This window comes from Corynebacterium pseudodiphtheriticum DSM 44287, assembly GCF_000688415.1.
Lineage (GTDB): Bacteria > Actinomycetota > Actinomycetes > Mycobacteriales > Mycobacteriaceae > Corynebacterium > Corynebacterium pseudodiphtheriticum.
Map to the genome: position 1 here is coordinate 1 of NZ_JIAH01000007.1, position 17,520 is coordinate 17,520.

Here is a 17,520-nt window from a genome sequence, read left to right on the forward strand (position 1 = left end):
AGATGCTGATAAGTACAGTAATTTTGAATACAAGATTGAGCAGGAGACGAAAAAGTATTTCAGCACCCTCGTTGCTGACGGCGAGGTCGAACTAGCCGCTGATTATACGACGCCATCGCCTAAAGCTTATTTTGAAGCACGGGAACAGATTATTGAAGCTGAGCTGCGTTCACCGGATGGCGCCATCGTCGGGAATGTCGAAGAAGTTGTCAATAAGCACGCCGAGCTTGTGTACGAACAGCCTGGCTCTAATTTGCACGATGAAGCGGACAAGACGGCGTGGAAAGATGGCTTCCGCCCACTGGTTGAAGTAAAGAAAGAAAAGCTTGAGCTAGCTGCAAGGTCCGCCGAGTTGAAGCAGCAGCGTGAAGAGCTGGTTGCTGCTGCCAAGGAGCTTTTGTCTAAGGTTGAAGAGCTTGACAAGCTGAATAACGATCTGCAGAAGCAGGCTGAGAATCAGAATGCTCGTGAATCTGAATTGGATGAGCGTGAAGCCGCTCTAAAGCAGCAGCGTGAAGAGCTGGTTGCTGAGTTGAGGGCGCTTCTGCCAGAGATTGAAAAACTGGAGAAGCTGCACGAGGATCTGGAGCAGAAGGCTAAAGATCAGGATGCGCGTGACTCCGAGCTGGATGCTAAGGCTGCCGAGCTGAAGAAGCAGCAAGCTGAGTTTGTTGAACGCCTGAAAGAACTGCAGCCGGAGATTGAAAAGCTGGAGAAGCTGCACGATGAGCTGGAGCAGAAGGCTAAAGATCAGGATGCGCGTGACTCCGAGCTGGATGCTAAGGCTGCCGAGCTGAAGAAGCAGCAAGCTGAGTTTGCTGAGGAATTGAAGAAACTTCAGCCCGAGATCGAAAAGCTGGACAAGCTCAACAATGACTTGGAGCAGAAGGCTAAAGATCAGGATGCGCGCCAAGCTGAGCTTGATAAGAAAGAAGCAGATCTCAACGACAAAGCATCTACGTTGGATGAGCGCGAAGCTTCTGTAAAACAACAGCGTGAACAATTGGATGCTGCTGCGAAGGGGCTTCTCCCTCGGATTGAAGAGCTGGACAAGCTCAACAATGACTTGCAGAAGCAGGCCGAAGAACAAGCTGCACGCCAAGCTGAGCTTGACCAAAAAGAGTCTGGACTCGCAGGCCGTAATGCAGAGTTGGAGGCTAAGGCTGCCGAACTGAAGAAGCAGCAAGCTGAGTTTGTTGAGAAAATGAAGCAACTTCAGCCGGAGATTGAAAAGCTGAACAAGCTGAACAATGAGCTTGAGCAGAAGGCTCAGGATCAGAATGCTAAAGAGTCTGAGCTGAAAGCGTTGGCTGAAAAGCTGCAAAAACAAGAAGAGGCATTGACTGCGAAATCGAAGGAACTGCAGCCGCAATTTGACAAGTTGCAGAAGCTGAACAACGAGCTGGAGCAGAAGGCTCAGGACCAGAGTGCTAAGGAGTCTGAACTCAATGCTCAGGAAGCTAAGCTGAAACAACAGCGTGACGAGCTGACTGCCAAGGCCGGAAAATTAGCATCCGATCTGCAGCGACTTGAGCAGCTGAAGAAAGAACTGGATAAGGCAGGCCAAGACAAGGGCGGTAAAAAGGAGCAACCTAAGCCAGGTCTGCTTGATGGATCGTCTAACTGGTGGAATCCAAGCGGTGCATCGGATTCTGCTAAAGGAATTTTCGGTATTGCTGCCGGCGTAGGTGCACTGGGACTGCTCTTCGGCGGACTATTGCAAATCGTCAACTATTTCACCGGAGCTGGCAACGTCCAAGCCCAGGTTCGCGATGCTCTAGCTAAGATTGGCATTCGTTTCTAAAGAAAACGGATCGCTAGTTTCAGTTTGATCCTTGATCGCTGAAAGCCGCTGCTTCCACTGAAGCAGCGGCTTTTTCGTGCCCATTGTCCCCAGGATCACTACGTGCGGAGACATGAATTACACCTGGTCAGGTGTCATTTTTCTGTCAGCCTCCTTTTATCTTTTCGCTAACAAACTCATGGTTATTTTTGTTCAGCTACACATAAAACGGAGTTAAGTTGACACGTACAAAACATCGGCAACCGCTGATGCACCCTGAGTACTTATTTGAAAGGGGACAGATCGTGTCCAACCTTAAGCTTGTCGCCGGAACCGTGAAGCGTCGCGGAATTGCTATTGCGGCGGCAGTGGCCGTTGCAGGAGGTAGCCTCGCTACTGCTAACTATGCAATGGCGGTAGAGGTAAATGAACCATCCTTTGATGAGCTCCACAATGAATTTTCCGGCACAGAAGCAGGAAACGTTGCCGTTGATACCGTGAATGAGGCTGCGACTGCACTGAAAAATGGTGCGACCGATGATGAAGTTCGTCAGATTTTGCAGAATGGTCTAAAAAGTGCTGCCGGAGTTCCAGGTTCAGATTTCTCCAAGCAAGATCTAGACGAATATCCGTCGGATGAGCTGCAATCTCAGCTCCAAGAAACGGTAGCCTCTGCAAAACAGACTCTGGCGGCAAAGAATGGTGCGCCGGCTGACCACCCATCTGCACCAGAGAGTCCTGCACAGAACCCGGCGGACTGGGCAACCCCTGCGCCAGCAGGAAAATACTCCCCGCAGCGTCTCGAAGCTGAGTTTGGAGGAACTTGGAAAGGCCAAATAGCAGCTGTTGCAGCAGAAAATGTCGCGAAAGCAATCCGCGAAGGTAAAAGCGATGCTGAGATAAAAGAAATCCTCAGGAACGGATTCAAGGCGGCTGGGTTTACGGACGAAGAGATTTCTACGATCAAAGACGAAGAACTCAATAAGTTTGTAGGAGAAGCGAAAGCTAAAACCCAAAAATCTTTGGTGGAGCTGAACCATACACGGCAGGATGCGTTGCATGAGCTGAGCCACCTGCCAAATCTGAACCCACTGCAACGCGATGTCTTTTACAAGCAGATTGAGTCTGCAGACAACGCAGACACGGTGAATACAGTTTTGGCTGCTGCCAAGGCCGAAAACGCTAACCCTGTTGCTCCATTCGCAACAGCTCCAGGTGCACAGACTCCAGTAGAAACTCCAGACACCGACGTCGAAAAGGCACTGGACTACACCAAGGCAGAGGCCTTGGAGAAGTTGCGTGGATTGTCTCACCTGACCGAGCAGCAGAAGGCTTTCTACGAGAAGATGGTCAACGATGCTGAGCACGTTTACGAAGTGGAAGATGCCTACGAGGCTGGCGTTGCCAAGAACCAGGTAAACGAAGAAGCAAAGAAAGCATCTGGATTCTTGGCTAAGGCGATTGCCCGCACCAAGCACCTGGCCCTGCAACAGTTGGAAGGCTTCACCGAGCTAACCCACGAGCAGAAGAAGGAAGCCCGCAACAAGATCCTCGCCGCCAAGCAGGTATTCGAAGTCGAAGCCGCTTTCCACGGTGCAGAAAAGCTGAACAAGGCTGCGAAGTAAGCTCTGCTCCGTAGTAGCGTGCAACTGTAGCTGCGTGTAACGCTAACTCGTTCCCTCCTAGACTGCCGCCGTCCCACACGGGGTGGCGGTTTTCGTCATGTGTACGCGGTGCCAAGAATGTCGGGTGGTGAACGCGCAAGGCAGCGTGGCGTCGGCAAGAAAACCGTGAATAACGGCACACGAACGCCTCTAGGCAACAGAGAATAATGAGGGTAGGCTTATCGTTATGCCAACTATTCAGTTTGACGTTCTCATCCCCGTAGAACCCGCACAACGCCTGCGCGAAAACTACGAGCTTGCCTGCGATAAACTCGTGAAATCCGAGATGCTGAAATCGGTGAAGCTGTCCTTCGACGACAAGCCTAAAGTAGCCGAAGACGTCGTAGAGCAACTGCACCGTATCTACGAGGACGAACACAACGACGCGGAACTCGAAGACGGTGTCATGCACCGCTACCGCTTCGAAGTCGACGGGGTAAAAGGCTCGGTCAACCAGCTGACCATGGCACTGTCGCGGTTTTTAACACCGGAAGCGCCACTGCCGAATGACCGCGTGCTGCTGGAAAACGAGAAAGCCTATGAGCAACCCGCAACCTACCCATGGACGGTAAACATCTTTCGCTAGATATTGCGAGCAATAGGCCTAGCGATTATAAGCGGGTTTGCTGAAATTTTCGGGCGATTTCCTCCCCGGCCGCACGTAGTTGATCTGCCACATCTTTACCCGGCGCCAGCTGCACGGCGAGCACATTGTCGCCCGGCTGCACATCGAACTCAGCCGCGGCGATAGCCAATACTGGGTCAGGTTTCTCGCTGGTGTTCTGCCGAGCTGCATCAACCAGCTGCGCGATCTGGCTGATTACCTTTCCGCGGCTGGATTGCTCGTCAAAACGGCCCTCACCGGTAATCACTAGATCGGCTTGCGCGATAGCCGCGAGAAGCCCTAATTCCTGGGCTACAACGGCGGCACCAGGCAACAGGTGCACGTGATCATCGGTGCCATAGATTAAACGCGACAACCAGATTAGTCCCGCTGGAGTGGCACCGGCTGCGCCCATGAATTCTGAGTCAGGATCTACCCCAGTTACCTCACACAAATTGCGCAAGGCAGCATCTAAATGGGCGACTTGCTCATCATTGGCCCCTTTTTGTCGCGAGAAAACCTCTGCGCTGCCATCCAGGCCACAGGCGGGGGCAGTCGTATCGGCCAACAACACGAACTCCATACCCGCAGCGGCGACATTTAAGTTCGCAGTGTCAATGTGTTCTAGGCGATCCAACGGCCCGCCACCTTTCGGCAAAGGATAACCACGTTTATCGTGTGGTGCCGCCCCCAAAGCCACCAGAATTCCCATACCGCCATCAGTGGTGGCCGAGCCACCCAAACCCAGCACGACTCGTTGCGCTCCGCGTGTCTGTGCATCCGCGATGAGCACGCCGGTGCCGTAAGTGTCAGCACTTAACGCGTCGAGGTTGTCGGTCACCGCAGGTAGCCCAGAAGCAGCTGCGATATCGATATAAGCAGTCTTCGTGGCACGGTCGTAGCGATAGCTCGCCTCGGTTAAGCGCCCGGCGGCGTCAGTCGTTGGCAGGGTGATGGTCTCACCGGAAAACCGCTCCGCTGTGCCTTCGCCTCCATCGGCCATACCGGCGGTGGTGATAGTGGCATTCGGAAAAACCTCGGCGACTCCGTCGGCAAGCCAGGCTGCAGCTTGCTCGGAAGTAGCGAAACCTTTGTAAGAATCCGGAGCGATAACGATATGCATAGCCGTCAGGGTAGTCGAGTCGGCGGATCGGTTGTTGATTAGTTCTTGGATACCTGTCGAATGGCCGTTGAAAAACGACAGGCTAACGCGGTGACGGAGTGTTGAATAATGATCCAGTGCACACTTATGGGGGTAGGTTCCAATAGGATGACCGGTATGTTCCTGAAGTTGGAGTGTTTTTGTTTGCGAAATCCACGCGATGCGAGAAAACTTAAAAATTATTGGTGCAAGCCACTTTGGTGCAATCCACTAGAAAGGCCATAGACGTGAACGTCGAAAAGCAAGTCAACAGCTACTACGACCGCCTGCTCGAGCGCAATGCCGGAGAGCCTGAATTCCACCAGGCTTTGGCAGAAGTAATGGACTCCCTCAAGATTGTCCTGGAAAAAGATCCGGAATACGCCAACTACGGTCTCATTGAACGTCTTTGCGAGCCGGAACGCCAGCTCATGTTCCGTGTGCCGTGGACCGACGACAATGGTGAGGTACAGGTCAATCGTGGCTTCCGTGTGCAGTTCAACTCTGCTCTGGGCCCATACAAGGGCGGTCTGCGTTTCCACCCTTCGGTAAACCTCTCGATCATTAAGTTTCTGGGGTTTGAACAGATCTTCAAAAACTCTCTGACCGGCCTGCCTATCGGTGGTGGCAAGGGTGGTTCCGACTTCGACCCAAAGGGGCGTTCCGACGTTGAAATTATGCGTTTCTGCCAGTCATTCATGACTGAGCTGCACCGCCACATCGGTGAATACCGTGATGTTCCAGCTGGTGATATCGGGGTTGGCGGGCGCGAGATCGGCTACCTGTTCGGCCAATACCGTCGTCTGGCTAATCAGCACGAATCCGGCACCCTGACCGGAAAAGGACTGACCTGGGGCGGCTCGCTGGTGCGCACCGAAGCCACCGGTTATGGCGTCGCCTACATCACCAAAGAAGCTATGAATCACTTCGGCGACAGCTTCGAAGGTTCCAAGGTTATTATCTCCGGTTCCGGAAACGTCGCCATCTATGCCGCCCAAAAAGCCCAGGAGCTTGGCGGCACTGTCATCGCTATGTCCGATTCTTCCGGCTACATCTCCACCCCAGAAGGTGTGGATGTAGAGAAACTCCGCGACGTTAAGGAAAACCGTCGCGAGCGCATTAACGTTTACGCTGAAGAAGTAGACGGTGTTACCTTCCATGAAGGTGGCAATATTTGGGAAGAATCCGGCGATATTGCACTGCCATGCGCCACCCAGAACGAGCTGGATGAGGACGATGCGAAGCGCCTGGTGGAAAATGGCGTGAGGTACGTTGCCGAAGGTGCGAACATGCCATGCACCCCGGAGGCTGCGCATTACTTCCAGTCTAAGGATGTTGCTTTCATCCCAGGCAAAGCCGCCAATGCCGGTGGCGTCGCCACCTCCGCACTGGAAATGCAGCAAAACGCCACCCGTGATTCCTGGTCTTTCGACTACACCGATGAACGGCTGCAGCAGATCATGGCGAACATCTTCCAGTCGATTTCGAAGACGGCAAAGACCTACGGCCGCGAAGGTGACTATGTCGCCGGTGCTAACATAGCCGGTTTCAAGAAGGTTGCCGACGCCATGCTGGCACAGGGTGTCATCTAAAACTGCTTGCTAATCTGCCAAGTTGCGGGTCTGTCATGTCTCCACCGACGTGGCAGACCCGTTTTTGTATCCAGCTAGTTTAGGATGTCGGTTATGTATCGTGTCTTTGAAGCGCTTGATGAACTAGTCCAACATGTCGAGCAAGGCTACGGCGTGCCAATGACCTCCAACTGCATGGTCCCGCGTAACGACATGCTGGCCTTGTTGGATGATCTTCGTAACGCCCTGCCGACGGAGATTGATGATGCGCAAGACGTGTTAGATAACCGCAATGAGATTCTTACTGGTGCAGAAGAGCGCGCTCGCCAGATTGTGGATGACGCCCAGGCAGATGCTGAAGACATTCTTGCCGACGCCCAGACTCGTGCTACCGACATGGTTGACCGTGCAGAGGCAGATGCTGAAGCCGTGACTACACGTGCTCGGGAAGAAGCCGAAACCACCGTAACTCGTGCACGCGATGAAGCAGAGCGCCTGGTCGCAGACGGTAACGCCTCCTACCAGCGCAGCGTTGACGAAGGCATAGCGGAGCAACAGCGTTTAGTCTCCGAGGCGGAAGTTGTGCGCCGTTCAGAGGAAGAAGCCCAGCGCATCGTGTCTACAGCACATGCCGACTCGCAGCAGCTACGCACCGAGTGCGATGACTATATCGATGCCCGTCTCGGTGAATTCGAAGAAAACCTCAATGGCGTCTTGCGCACGGTGACCCGCGATCGCGCCGCCCTGCGTCGTGGGGCTGGCGCAGGTGGGGCAGTCAGTGCGAACGGGCGCGGTGCCCGCCGCTGGGATGAACGCGATGAAGGTTACGACTACTAGTTCGGGCTAGCCCGGTATGCTAGGACGAGTTATGACATCACCATTTGTTTTCGACGTCAAAGCGCTGCTGACACAGCAGCAAGGCCCAGAGCAGATCACGCATACCGGACCAGCGCCACGACGCATCGGCGCAGAAATGCTCGCGATTGAAGAGGGAGCGGAAGTCACCGTCGATGCCGTGCTGCACTCGCTCGGTTCCGGCGTCATGGCAGATGCCGACGTCAGCGCAGTGCTGCGGGGAGAGTGTTCTCGCTGTTTAAGCCCACTCGAGCGTCCGACCGAGTTCCGGATTAGTCAAGTTTTTGCTGCCGACGATGAGTTTATTAGCGGCGACGCGGAAGACGACGAAGACGCTGGCTCCGGCGATGAGATTCCACAAGTCAGCCACGAGGACACGATTGACTTGCTGCAAACCGTCACTGATGAGCTAGTAGTCGCGTTGCCGTTTAACCCGGTCTGTGAAGACGGCTGCCCAGACGATGCGCCCACTCCAGCACCTGACGGAGTATCGGGCGAAGAAACCGAAGAACGTGTAGATCCGCGTTGGGCAGGGCTGGAGAAGTTCCGTGACTAGGTCGAATAAGAAAACCCGGCTGACTGGCGAACAAGCCTTAAAGCAGGCTTTTGAATCGACTGATCACACCCCGCTGCTCGACAGTTTGGGGGTGGATTTATCTGATGAGTATCTTTGCCTGGCATTAACGCACCGTTCTTTTGCTAATGAAAACGGCGCGCTGCCGAACAATGAACGCTTGGAGTTTCTCGGCGATGCGGTTCTTGGTTTGTCCATTGCCGCGAAACTGTACGAGCTCCACCCGGACCGCCCTGAATCAGATATTTCGAAGATGCGTGCATCCATCGTTTCTCGCTACGGCCTGGCCGACGTAGCCCGAGAGATTAATCTTGGTCCGCACATTCTGTTGGGGAAAGGCGAAAAACTCACGGATGGTGGAGATAAAGATTCCATCCTTGCCGATACGACTGAGGCCTTGCTGGGGGCAATCTACCGGCAGTACGGTTTCGAAATTGCTAGAGAGGTAATCCTGCGGCTTTTTGCTACCAAAATCGATGGTGCTTCTGCACGCAATCGCACGCTGGATTGGAAGACCACCCTGCAAGAAGCACTTGCGGTCGCAAAACTACCGATGGCCGTCTATTCGGACGAACGCACCGGCCCTGATCACGACTTGACGTTCTATGTCACGGCGACAGTAGGCAAAACCGAGGTTGGCTATGGGCAAGGCCCGAACAAAAAATCCGCTGAACAGCAAGCCGCACGTCAGGCATGCGAATTGGTGCAATCGAACCCAGGTGCGATTAAGGTATAGCCACCGTGCCGGAATTACCCGAAGTTGAAGTAGTCCGCTCCGGTCTGGCCCAGCACACCACCGGAGCGCGGTTCCACAATGTCGAGGTTTTACACCCACGGGCGAACCGAGGGCAGGAGTTTCCGTTGCCCGGTTTGCTACACGGGGCGGTGATCAAGCAGTGGTGTCGGCGTGGCAAATTCCTGTGGGCTGAACTTACCGACGGCCAGGCCCTGTACGTGCATCTGGGGATGAGCGGGCAGATGCTCGTCGGCAAGCCCGGGCAGGTGACTTCCAAACACCTGCGCATTCGGGCAGAGCTGGAAGTCCCGAGCGCCAGCAGTGACGCTGCTGATGCAAAAGACAGCGGTGCTGCTGGTATTGCCGATCATCGTGCGGCCGGCGTCGACAAGCGTGAACTCGCCTTCGTCGATCAACGCACTTTTGGCAGGTGGTTGGTCTGCGAATTTTCGGAAGAGAAGCCGGATCTGCCAGAACCAGCAGCGCATATCGCCCCGGACCCGTTTAGTCCAGATTTTGATTTGTTAGCTGCCGCCCGCGCAGTGCGAAAGCGCCGTTCTGCGGTTAAATCCGTGCTTTTAAACCAAGAAATTGTGTCCGGCATTGGCAATATTTATGCCGACGAAGCACTGTGGGCGGCACAAATCCATCCGGCGACGCCCGCGAACAAACTCTTGCAACGCCAGGCGGTGGCCTTGCTGGAAGCGGCTCACGATGTGATGTCCCGCGCCTTAGATGCCGGAGGTACCAGCTTCGATGCACTTTACGTCAACGTTAATGGTGGGAGCGGGTATTTTGAACGCTCATTAAATGCTTACGGGCAAACCGGAAAACCATGTCTACGCTGCGGAAATGAGATCACCCGAATTGTGATTAACAAACGCTCGAGTCACTTTTGTGCAGTGTGCCAATGACACTATAAAGTGACAAGCTATGAACTTCCTGGAAAGCGTTGAAGCCGTCATCGTTAAGTTTAATGACGGCATTTGGGCAATCATCCCGTGGCTGCTGATTGCATCTGGTGTGTACTTTGCCGTGCGGACAAGTGGTGTACAGGTCACCAAGCTCGGCGACATGTTCCGTTCGTTGGGTGAAGGGCCGAAAGGTAAAGGCAAGAACCTGGACCCCGAATATGGCGGTATCTCCGCATTCAAGGCTTTCACTATCTCTGCAGCCTCCCGCGTGGGCACCGGCAATATCGCTGGTGTCGCGGTAGCCATCACTATCGGTGGCCCTGGTGCAGTGTTTTGGATGTGGATTATCGCGCTGGTTGGTGGCGCGACCGCATTCATTGAGGCGACCTTGGCACAGCTGTGGAAAACCAAAGAAGCTAGCGGAAACTACCGTGGTGGTCCGGCCTACTACATGACCCGTGGCCTGGGCTTCAAACCGCTGGCAGCGGTGTTCTCGGTGGCTTTGGCCTTCACCTTCGGCTTCGTTTACAACGCTTTCCAATCGAACGCCATTGTCGATACCATGTCCACCTCTTTAGGCCTGGAAGGTTGGGTGTTTAATCTCATCATCGGCATTGCCTTGGCGGCTATTTCTTCGGTTGTCATCTTCGGTGGTGTGCAGCGCATTGCGAACTTCACCCAGGTCATTGTCCCATTCATGGCTGGCCTGTATGTGATCATTGGCTTGGTAGTCATCATCATCAACATCAACGAAGTTCCAGGAATGATCGGCCACATTATCGGTCATGCTTTCGGTGTTACCGAGGTTGTCGGTGCCACTGTCGGTGCGGCGTTTTCCCACGGTATGCGCCGCGGTTTGTTCTCTAACGAGGCCGGCCAAGGTTCCGCTCCGAACGCTGCTGCCACTGCTACCGTGTCTCACCCGGTTAAGCAGGGCTTAGTGCAGACCTTGGGCGTTTACTTCGACACCCTCCTGGTTTGCTCTATTACCGCTTTCATCATTTTGCTTGGCGGCGACCACAAGTACGGCCTCGATAACATTGAAGGCGCTGCACTGACCCAAACAGCCTTGGCAAACGAGGTTGGTAACTGGGGCATCCACATCGTCACCTTTATCATCTTCTGCCTGGCTTTCTCTTCCGTACTGGGTAACTACTATCTGGCACAGACTAACCTGCAATACCTCACGGAATCTCCGAAGGTCCTCAATGGTTTCCGAGTAGGCGTGCTGGCCTTCATCGTTATTGGTTCCGTCACCAGCATCCCTGTGGTCTTCGCGCTGGCAGATACCTTCGCTGCGACAATGGTGGTCCTTAACCTGATTGCGATTGTCCCGCTGGGTGGAGTTGCGCTCAAACTGCTGAAGAACTACAACCAGCAAAAGCGCCGCGGCCAGGATCCGGTTTTCCACCGCGATATGCTGCCGGGCCTGAAAAACGTTGAAGCCTGGGATGGGTCCGATCCAGTAACCCGCCGCAGCGAAGAAGACGCGCTGAAATAAACCAGCCTGGGCTGGTTCCAGACATAGTCCACGTAGTCTATGCACTTAAAAGCATTAACCCTCAAAGGGTTTAAGTCATTCGCTTCGGCGACGACAATGAAATTTGAGCCCGGCATCTGTGCAGTTGTCGGGCCAAATGGCTCTGGAAAATCCAACGTCGTGGATGCGCTGGCCTGGGTCATGGGGGAAGGCAGCGCGAAAACGCTGCGCGGCGGCAAAATGCAAGATGTCATCTTTGCCGGAGCGGGAGGGCGCAAACCGCTCGGACGCGCTGAAGTTACTCTGACGATTGACAATGCCGACGGGCAGCTGCCGATCGAGTACACCGAGGTCAGCCTGACACGGCGCATGTTCCGTGACGGTGCCAGTGAATATGAAATCAATGGTGCTAAGGCTCGACTGGCCGATATTCAGGAATTATTGTCAGATTCCGGCATCGGGCGAGAGATGCACGTTATCGTTGGCCAGGGAAAACTGTCTGAGATCCTGGAGTCGAAACCGGAAGAACGCCGTGCTTATATCGAAGAAGCCGCAGGCGTGCTTAAACACCGTCGTCGGCGAGAAAAAGCTCAGCGCAAACTCAACGGTATGCAGGCGAACTTGGATCGTCTGCAAGATCTTACTGACGAGTTATCAAAACAGCTCAAACCACTGGCTCGGCAGGCCGAAACCGCACGTAGGGCTGCAACTGTGCAAGCAGAGGTGCGGGAGGCCCGGCTGGTGCTGGCAGGTGAAAAAATTGTGCGCTTGCGTGGGCATAAAGAACAGGCGGCAGCAAAAGCGGAAGAGCTGCGCGGGCGGGTGGAGACCAACCAGGAACACCTGGAAGAAGCAGAGTTTCGGCAGACGGAAGCCGAAGCCGAGCTTTCCCAGGTCACCCCAGCAGAACAAGAAGCTCAAAACCTATGGTTCCGTCTGTCCGCGTTGAGCGAACGCATCGCTGCGACTGTGCGCATTGCTGCCGACAGAGCACGCAATTCCGGGAACATCGCTGCCTATTCTGGCCAAGACCCCGACGAATTGGAATCCCGGGCGTTACGCGCAGATGAAGAGCATGAAGAACTCGTAGAAGCCGCTGAAGCGGCTGCAGAAGAGCTAGAAGAGATTCGAGAAGAAGTCGCTGAGCTCAATGAAACGGTACAAGAAGCTGAGCGGGAGCACCTGGCACGATTGCGCGCAGAATCCGACCGACGCGAAGGCGTGGTGCGCCTAGTCGCGGAAGAAGAATCCGTCTCGCAGCAGCTGAACAGCGCCCGTGAAAACCTGGAGCGCGCAGAAGAAACAGGGCAGGAAGCTCGCACGCGCCTGCAAGAGGTGCGCAAAGAAGCCCGTGAATGGGCGCAAAAAACTAAGGAACTGCATGGACAGCGCGAAACCTTGGCCGCGCGTGCACAACAAGCCAGTTCCGAATCGACGGCTGCCGAGCAGCGCCTCGATGACCTACGCGAAACTCAACGAGAACGAGAGCGCGTGGTTTATACCTTGCAATCGCGTATCGACACTTTGCAGGCGCAAGCACCGAAGCAAGACATCCGAGAACATCTGGATGATTCTTGGCGTGATCTGGTTGATCTTGTGCGAGCAGATGCCGGATGGGAGGCGGCGCTTTCTGCCGCGTTAGGCGACTATGCGAAAGCATTGGCTGGTCCCGTTTCGTCCGAGTTGCTTGCTGAGGCGGTTGATTCCACACGCGCGGTATTGGTGGATACGAGTCGAAGCGCGACTGCCTGGCATGTGGATACTGCGGTCAGCGCCGAGTGGCTACTTGACCACGTGACTGTGAATGATTCCGTGGCAGTGGCAGTTGGCCGGATGCTTGCCGACGTCGTCGTCGCGAAAGACTACGCCACCGCACGAGAACTGATTCGTGAGGATCCACGCCTGCGCGCGGTTACCCGAGACGGACTGCTGATTGGTGAAGGCTGGGTCGAGGTTGGCTCGCACGCAGGTTCTGCGGTGGAGCGCAGCTCGGAGATTGCGCAGGCGCAACAGGGACTGCGCGTTGCACAAGCGGAATTGGAGCAGTTGGCTGGCACGATCGCAGGTGCGAAGCAGTCGGCGGAAGAAGCCCGTTTAGAATCCGCCCATCACGGATCCGCACTGCGGGAACACGATAAAGACATTCAAGCAGCAGAACGCGAAGAACAGCGCGTGCACCAACAGGTGGAGCGCTACGCCAGAGAGCATGAAACTGCTGCTGAGAGAGCACAGCAGGCGCGCGCACGCAGCGAGGAGCTGGAATCGCAGCACAGGGAAGTTAGCGACCGGCTGGCGCGCGTCGATAAGCACAACGACACCGGAGAAGCCGGTGATGCCAAGGAAGAAGCTGCGGCTTTAGAGCAGCAACGACAGGCAGCGCAGGCAGCATTATCCCAAGCTAAGGCGCGGGAAATGGATGCCGCTGTGGCCGCACGTAGCGCGCAAGATCGGGCCGGGCAAGCGCATGGAAAAGGTGATGCGCTGCGTCGGCAAGCAGAACACGAGAGAGTAGCTAAGCGTAGGCATGAACAAGCCATGGCTCGCCGCAAGCAACAGGCTGAGTTGGCCGAGGCAGTGCTGGGCCATGCCCAAGAAATTGCAGAACGGGCGGAAGCAGCGACCGAGCGGGCCGGACGCCGTCGTGATGAGCTTACTGCTCGACGGAACGAAACAAATACGCGCTTAAACACAGTACGCGCGGAAGTTTCGGCAGCGCGGAGATCGTTGGACGCGGTGACGAAGGAATTTCATCAAGCTGACATGGAGGCCTCACAGTCCGCCGTACGCGTCGAAGAAGCCGAAAATAAAGTCGGTGAGCAGCTGGGTATCGCGATCGAGGATCTGGTGCGCGAATATAGTCCGGGGGAAGATTTCGACCGCGCGGCAGAAACGAAGCGGCTCAAGCGCGCCGAAAAGGACCTGGGGGCGTTGGGAAAAGTCAATCCATTGGCACTGGAAGAATACAAAGCGATGGAGGAGCGTTACAACTACTTATCGCAACAGCTTGACGACGTCATCCAGACCCGGCGCGATCTGCAAACCATGATCACAGAGGTCGACCAGCAAATCCTAGAACTGTTTACGCAAGCCTGGAAAGATGTGGAGGCGGAGTTCCCGCGCGTATTTGCCACGTTGTTTCCTGGTGGCGAAGCGCGGTTGCTTTTGACCGAGCCAGAAGACCTGCTGAGCACCGGCATTGAGGTGGAAGCCCGGCCGCCGGGGAAGAAGGTGAAGCGTTTGTCTCTGCTGTCGGGTGGGGAAAAATCACTGACTGCATTGGCAATGTTGGTGGCGATTTTCCGTGCGCGTCCGTCGCCGTTTTACGTGATGGATGAGGTAGAAGCCGCCTTGGATGATGTGAACCTGCGCAGGTTGCTGGCCTTGTTCGAGGAATTGCGCAGGGATTCACAATTGATTGTGATCACGCACCAGAAACCGACGATGGATATCGCGAATGTACTTTATGGTGTGACGATGCGCTCAGATGGTGTGACGCATGTGCTTTCGCAGCGGTTGGCGCGCGGATAACGGATCCGCTAAGTAGCTGCGGCTGAAGTCTACGTTCAGCAACTAGCACCCGCGATGTGCCGGTAAAAGTGGCATGTTTGCAGGTTGCGGTCAGCGACGTTTAAGGCACGTAGACTAGCGTCTGTGAAAAAGAAAATGACTTTTGTGTCCATGCTGGTGAGTGCCTCGTTGGCCCTGGGTGCGTGCGCGAGTGATCCCAACGACGGCGATGACAAAGAACTGACTTTCGGATATATGACAGCGTGGAGTGACATGCTGCTCATGGCGAACTTAATTGAATACGTCGCCTCTGACCACGGCTATAGCTTCGAGCACACCGACGTTAATGACGTTGCTGCTGTTTATACAGCCGTGTCTAATGGTGATATTGACATTGTGCCGTCTAGCTGGCCGGAGCGTACCAATAAGGATCAGTGGGAGCGATTCAAAAACAATATTGAAGACATTGGGGTTTTCTTCCCGAATGCACGATTGACTCTTGCTGTACCGGAATACAGTGAACTGGATTCTATTGCGGATCTGGTTGGTGCAGAAGCGCGCTTCGACGGCGACATCATCGGAATTGAGGCGGGTTCTGGAGCGGTGAACGTCGTTGAAAACGAGGTGATCCCGGAATATGGTTTGGATGGCTACACGCTGAAAACTTCGTCGACTCCGGCGATGTTGGCGGAGTTGGACGACGCGATTTCCGATAAACGCGATGTTGTGGTGACACTGTGGCGTCCGTATTGGGCAAATAATACGTACCCAGTGAAGGACTTGGCGGATCCGAAAGGTGCTTTGGGAGAGCCAGAAGGCTTGCATACGCTGGCTCGCCCTGATTTTTCCGCTGAGCACCCAGAGTTGGCGCAATGGATTTCTGAAATTTCACTGTCGGATGAGGAATATGGTGCGCTCGAAGACTTATTGCTGAACAAATATGACGAAGGCGAAGAGCAAGAGGCTATCGCAGAGTGGATCGAAAATTACGGCGATTCTTTACCGGCCTGGCCTACTGAGTAGATAACGAAAAGACAACTAAAAACCACGAAACAACAGCGTATGCCAATTTTGGGGATGCGCATGTAAAAAACGAGGAAGGCTGCCAGAATGGAGACCATGGATACTTCAGAATCATGGTGGGATAGTCTCATGGACTTTGCGACGAACAATGCCGTCGCGTTTTGGGTGATTGTTGCCGCTGTTGCGTTGGCACTAATCATCATTATTGCGCTAATCGTTGGCGCGAAGCGCAAAAAGTCGAAGATGGTTAGTTTCGGTGGTGAGGATTCCGAAGAGCCAAAACAGCTAACCCAAGAGCAAAAATCCGGTAATTACCAAGCCACCGGAGGCTTTAATTTTGCTCCGGGCGGGGCAGGGGAAAAACAACCTGCTGCTAAGCCTGAGCCTGAATTTAAGCAGGAACCAATCGCTTCTGAGTCGGCTGATGCGGCAGATGGAGAATCCATTAGGAATGCGGAGGCTGCTGAGTCAGCCGAGCAAGAAGCTTCAGCGCAGCCAGAAGCCGAAGAGTCTGCTGCGGAAGACTCTGTTGACGGAAGGGTAGAGGCAACTTCACCGGCAGCTCCAGACGTAGAGGCAACTTCACCGGCAGCTCCAGAAGTAGAGACAACTCCAGAGGAAGCTCCAGAAACAGAGGCAGAACCGGAGGTAGAGCCGGAACCAGAACCGGCACCGGAATCAGAACCGGAGGCAGTACCTCAACCGGAGCCGAAGCCCCAAGACGATATCGCTCCGGCTACGGGACGTTTGTCTAAATTGCGGGGTCGGTTATCCAAGTCGCAAAATGCCATCGGGCAAGGAGTGTTGGGGCTTCTCACAGCAGGCGATCTGGATGAGGACGCATGGGAAGAAATTGAAGATACCTTGATCATGGCGGATTTGGGAACGAATGCCACCATGAAAGTCACCGATTTGCTGCGTGCGAAAATCTCTGAGCGCGGTGTATCGAGCGAAGCCGAGGCCCGCGCGATGCTGCGTGAGGCGCTTATTGAAGTAGGCAAGCCAGAGATGGATCGTTCCATCAAAGCGATGCCACATGACGGTAAACCGGCCGTTGCCATGATTGTCGGCGTCAACGGCACCGGTAAGACAACCACCACCGGCAAACTTGGTCGCGTGTTAGTAGCAATGGGGCATGATGTGGTTTTCGGCGCTGCTGATACCTTCCGTGCTGCAGCAGCCGACCAGCTGGAAACATGGGGTCGTCGCGTTGGGGCGACCACCGTCCGCGGTGCCGAAGGAGCAGATCCTGCTTCTGTCGCTTTTGATGCCGTGGCTACGGGAGTCAACGAGGGCGTTGATGTGGTGCTGGTTGATACCGCAGGCCGTTTGCATACTTCGAATAACCTGATGGACCAGTTGGGCAAGGTTAAGCGTGTCATCGAGAAGAAGGCGGAAGTCGACGAGGTTCTCCTGGTTATCGACTCCACCGTCGGCCAGAATGGTTTGGCCCAGGCGCGTATTTTCCGTGAGGTCGTCGACATCACTGGTGTTGTTTTGACCAAGCTTGATGGCACGGCAAAGGGCGGCATTGTGTTCCAAGTACAAGAAGAACTGGGAGTGCCGGTCAAGCTCGTGGGCTTGGGCGAAGGCGCGGACGATCTGGCTCCGTTTGAAATCGAATCATTTGTCGATGCGCTCCTGGGCAATGAGCGTTAGCTCTACGTG

At 54.8% G+C, this 17,520-nt stretch carries 13 protein-coding genes; 12 read left to right on the forward strand and 1 reads right to left on the reverse strand.

Annotated features, from left to right (window positions below; all coding sequences use genetic code 11):
* The 3 genes from O146_RS12730 to O146_RS0104955 all read left to right on the forward strand — a co-directional run.
* Positions 1-1,804, forward strand: a 1,804-nt coding sequence (locus tag O146_RS12730) for a hypothetical protein (protein ID WP_035000600.1), incomplete at its 5' end; no start/stop codon positions are given.
* Positions 1,805-2,088: 284 nt separating this feature from the next.
* Positions 2,089-3,408, forward strand: coding sequence for a GA module-containing protein (locus tag O146_RS0104950; RefSeq protein WP_027017835.1), 1,320 nt, complete (start codon positions 2,089-2,091; stop codon positions 3,406-3,408).
* 226 nt (positions 3,409-3,634) lie between these two features.
* Positions 3,635-4,033 carry a hypothetical protein gene (locus O146_RS0104955; protein WP_027017836.1) on the forward strand — a complete coding sequence of 133 codons (399 nt, stop codon included), beginning with the start codon at positions 3,635-3,637 and terminating at the stop codon, positions 4,031-4,033.
* A 25-nt stretch (positions 4,034-4,058) separates the two neighbouring features.
* Here O146_RS0104955 and O146_RS0104960 read toward each other — a convergent pair whose 3' ends face one another.
* Entirely contained in the window at positions 4,059-5,174 is a 1,116-nt protein-coding gene (locus O146_RS0104960) for a glycerate kinase (protein ID WP_027017837.1), read from the reverse strand.
* Between the two features lie 266 nt (positions 5,175-5,440).
* On the opposite strand from O146_RS0104960, the gene gdhA reads away from it, so the two are divergent.
* The 9 genes from gdhA to ftsY all read left to right on the forward strand — a co-directional run bounded on the left by gdhA (position 5,441) and on the right by ftsY (position 17,511).
* Positions 5,441-6,784, forward strand: coding sequence for an NADP-specific glutamate dehydrogenase (gene gdhA, locus O146_RS0104965; protein ID WP_027017838.1), 1,344 nt, complete (start codon positions 5,441-5,443; stop codon positions 6,782-6,784).
* Positions 6,785-6,877: 93 nt separating this feature from the next.
* Complete coding sequence (locus O146_RS0104970; RefSeq protein ID WP_027017839.1) at positions 6,878-7,600, forward strand: DivIVA domain-containing protein; 723 nt, start codon at positions 6,878-6,880, stop codon at positions 7,598-7,600.
* Between the two features lie 31 nt (positions 7,601-7,631).
* A complete protein-coding gene (locus O146_RS0104975) occupies positions 7,632-8,174 on the forward strand; it encodes a YceD family protein (RefSeq protein WP_021353232.1) in 543 nt (180 codons plus the stop codon).
* Positions 8,167-8,928: a ribonuclease III gene (gene rnc, locus O146_RS0104980; protein WP_021353231.1), complete on the forward strand. Its 762-nt coding sequence runs from the start codon at positions 8,167-8,169 to the stop codon at positions 8,926-8,928. The genes O146_RS0104975 and rnc overlap by 8 nt, the downstream gene beginning before the upstream one ends.
* A gap of 5 nt (positions 8,929-8,933) precedes the next feature.
* Positions 8,934-9,842, forward strand: a complete 909-nt coding sequence (mutM, locus tag O146_RS0104985) for a bifunctional DNA-formamidopyrimidine glycosylase/DNA-(apurinic or apyrimidinic site) lyase (protein ID WP_027017840.1) — start codon at positions 8,934-8,936, stop codon at positions 9,840-9,842.
* Positions 9,843-9,861: 19 nt separating this feature from the next.
* Complete coding sequence (locus tag O146_RS0104990; protein ID WP_021353229.1) at positions 9,862-11,343, forward strand: alanine/glycine:cation symporter family protein; 1,482 nt, start codon at positions 9,862-9,864, stop codon at positions 11,341-11,343.
* A gap of 39 nt (positions 11,344-11,382) precedes the next feature.
* Positions 11,383-14,850 (forward strand): chromosome segregation protein SMC, encoded by a 3,468-nt coding sequence (gene smc, locus O146_RS0104995; RefSeq protein ID WP_027017841.1) that lies wholly within the window; start codon positions 11,383-11,385, stop codon positions 14,848-14,850.
* Positions 14,851-14,973: 123 nt separating this feature from the next.
* Positions 14,974-15,852, forward strand: a complete 879-nt coding sequence (locus tag O146_RS0105000; RefSeq protein WP_027017842.1) for a glycine betaine ABC transporter substrate-binding protein — start codon at positions 14,974-14,976, stop codon at positions 15,850-15,852.
* 87 nt (positions 15,853-15,939) lie between these two features.
* The gene (gene ftsY / locus O146_RS0105005; protein WP_081820578.1) at positions 15,940-17,511 is read left to right on the forward strand and encodes a signal recognition particle-docking protein FtsY; all 1,572 of its coding nucleotides are present in this window, start codon (positions 15,940-15,942) and stop codon (positions 17,509-17,511) included.
* Positions 17,512-17,520: the final 9 nt, after the last annotated feature.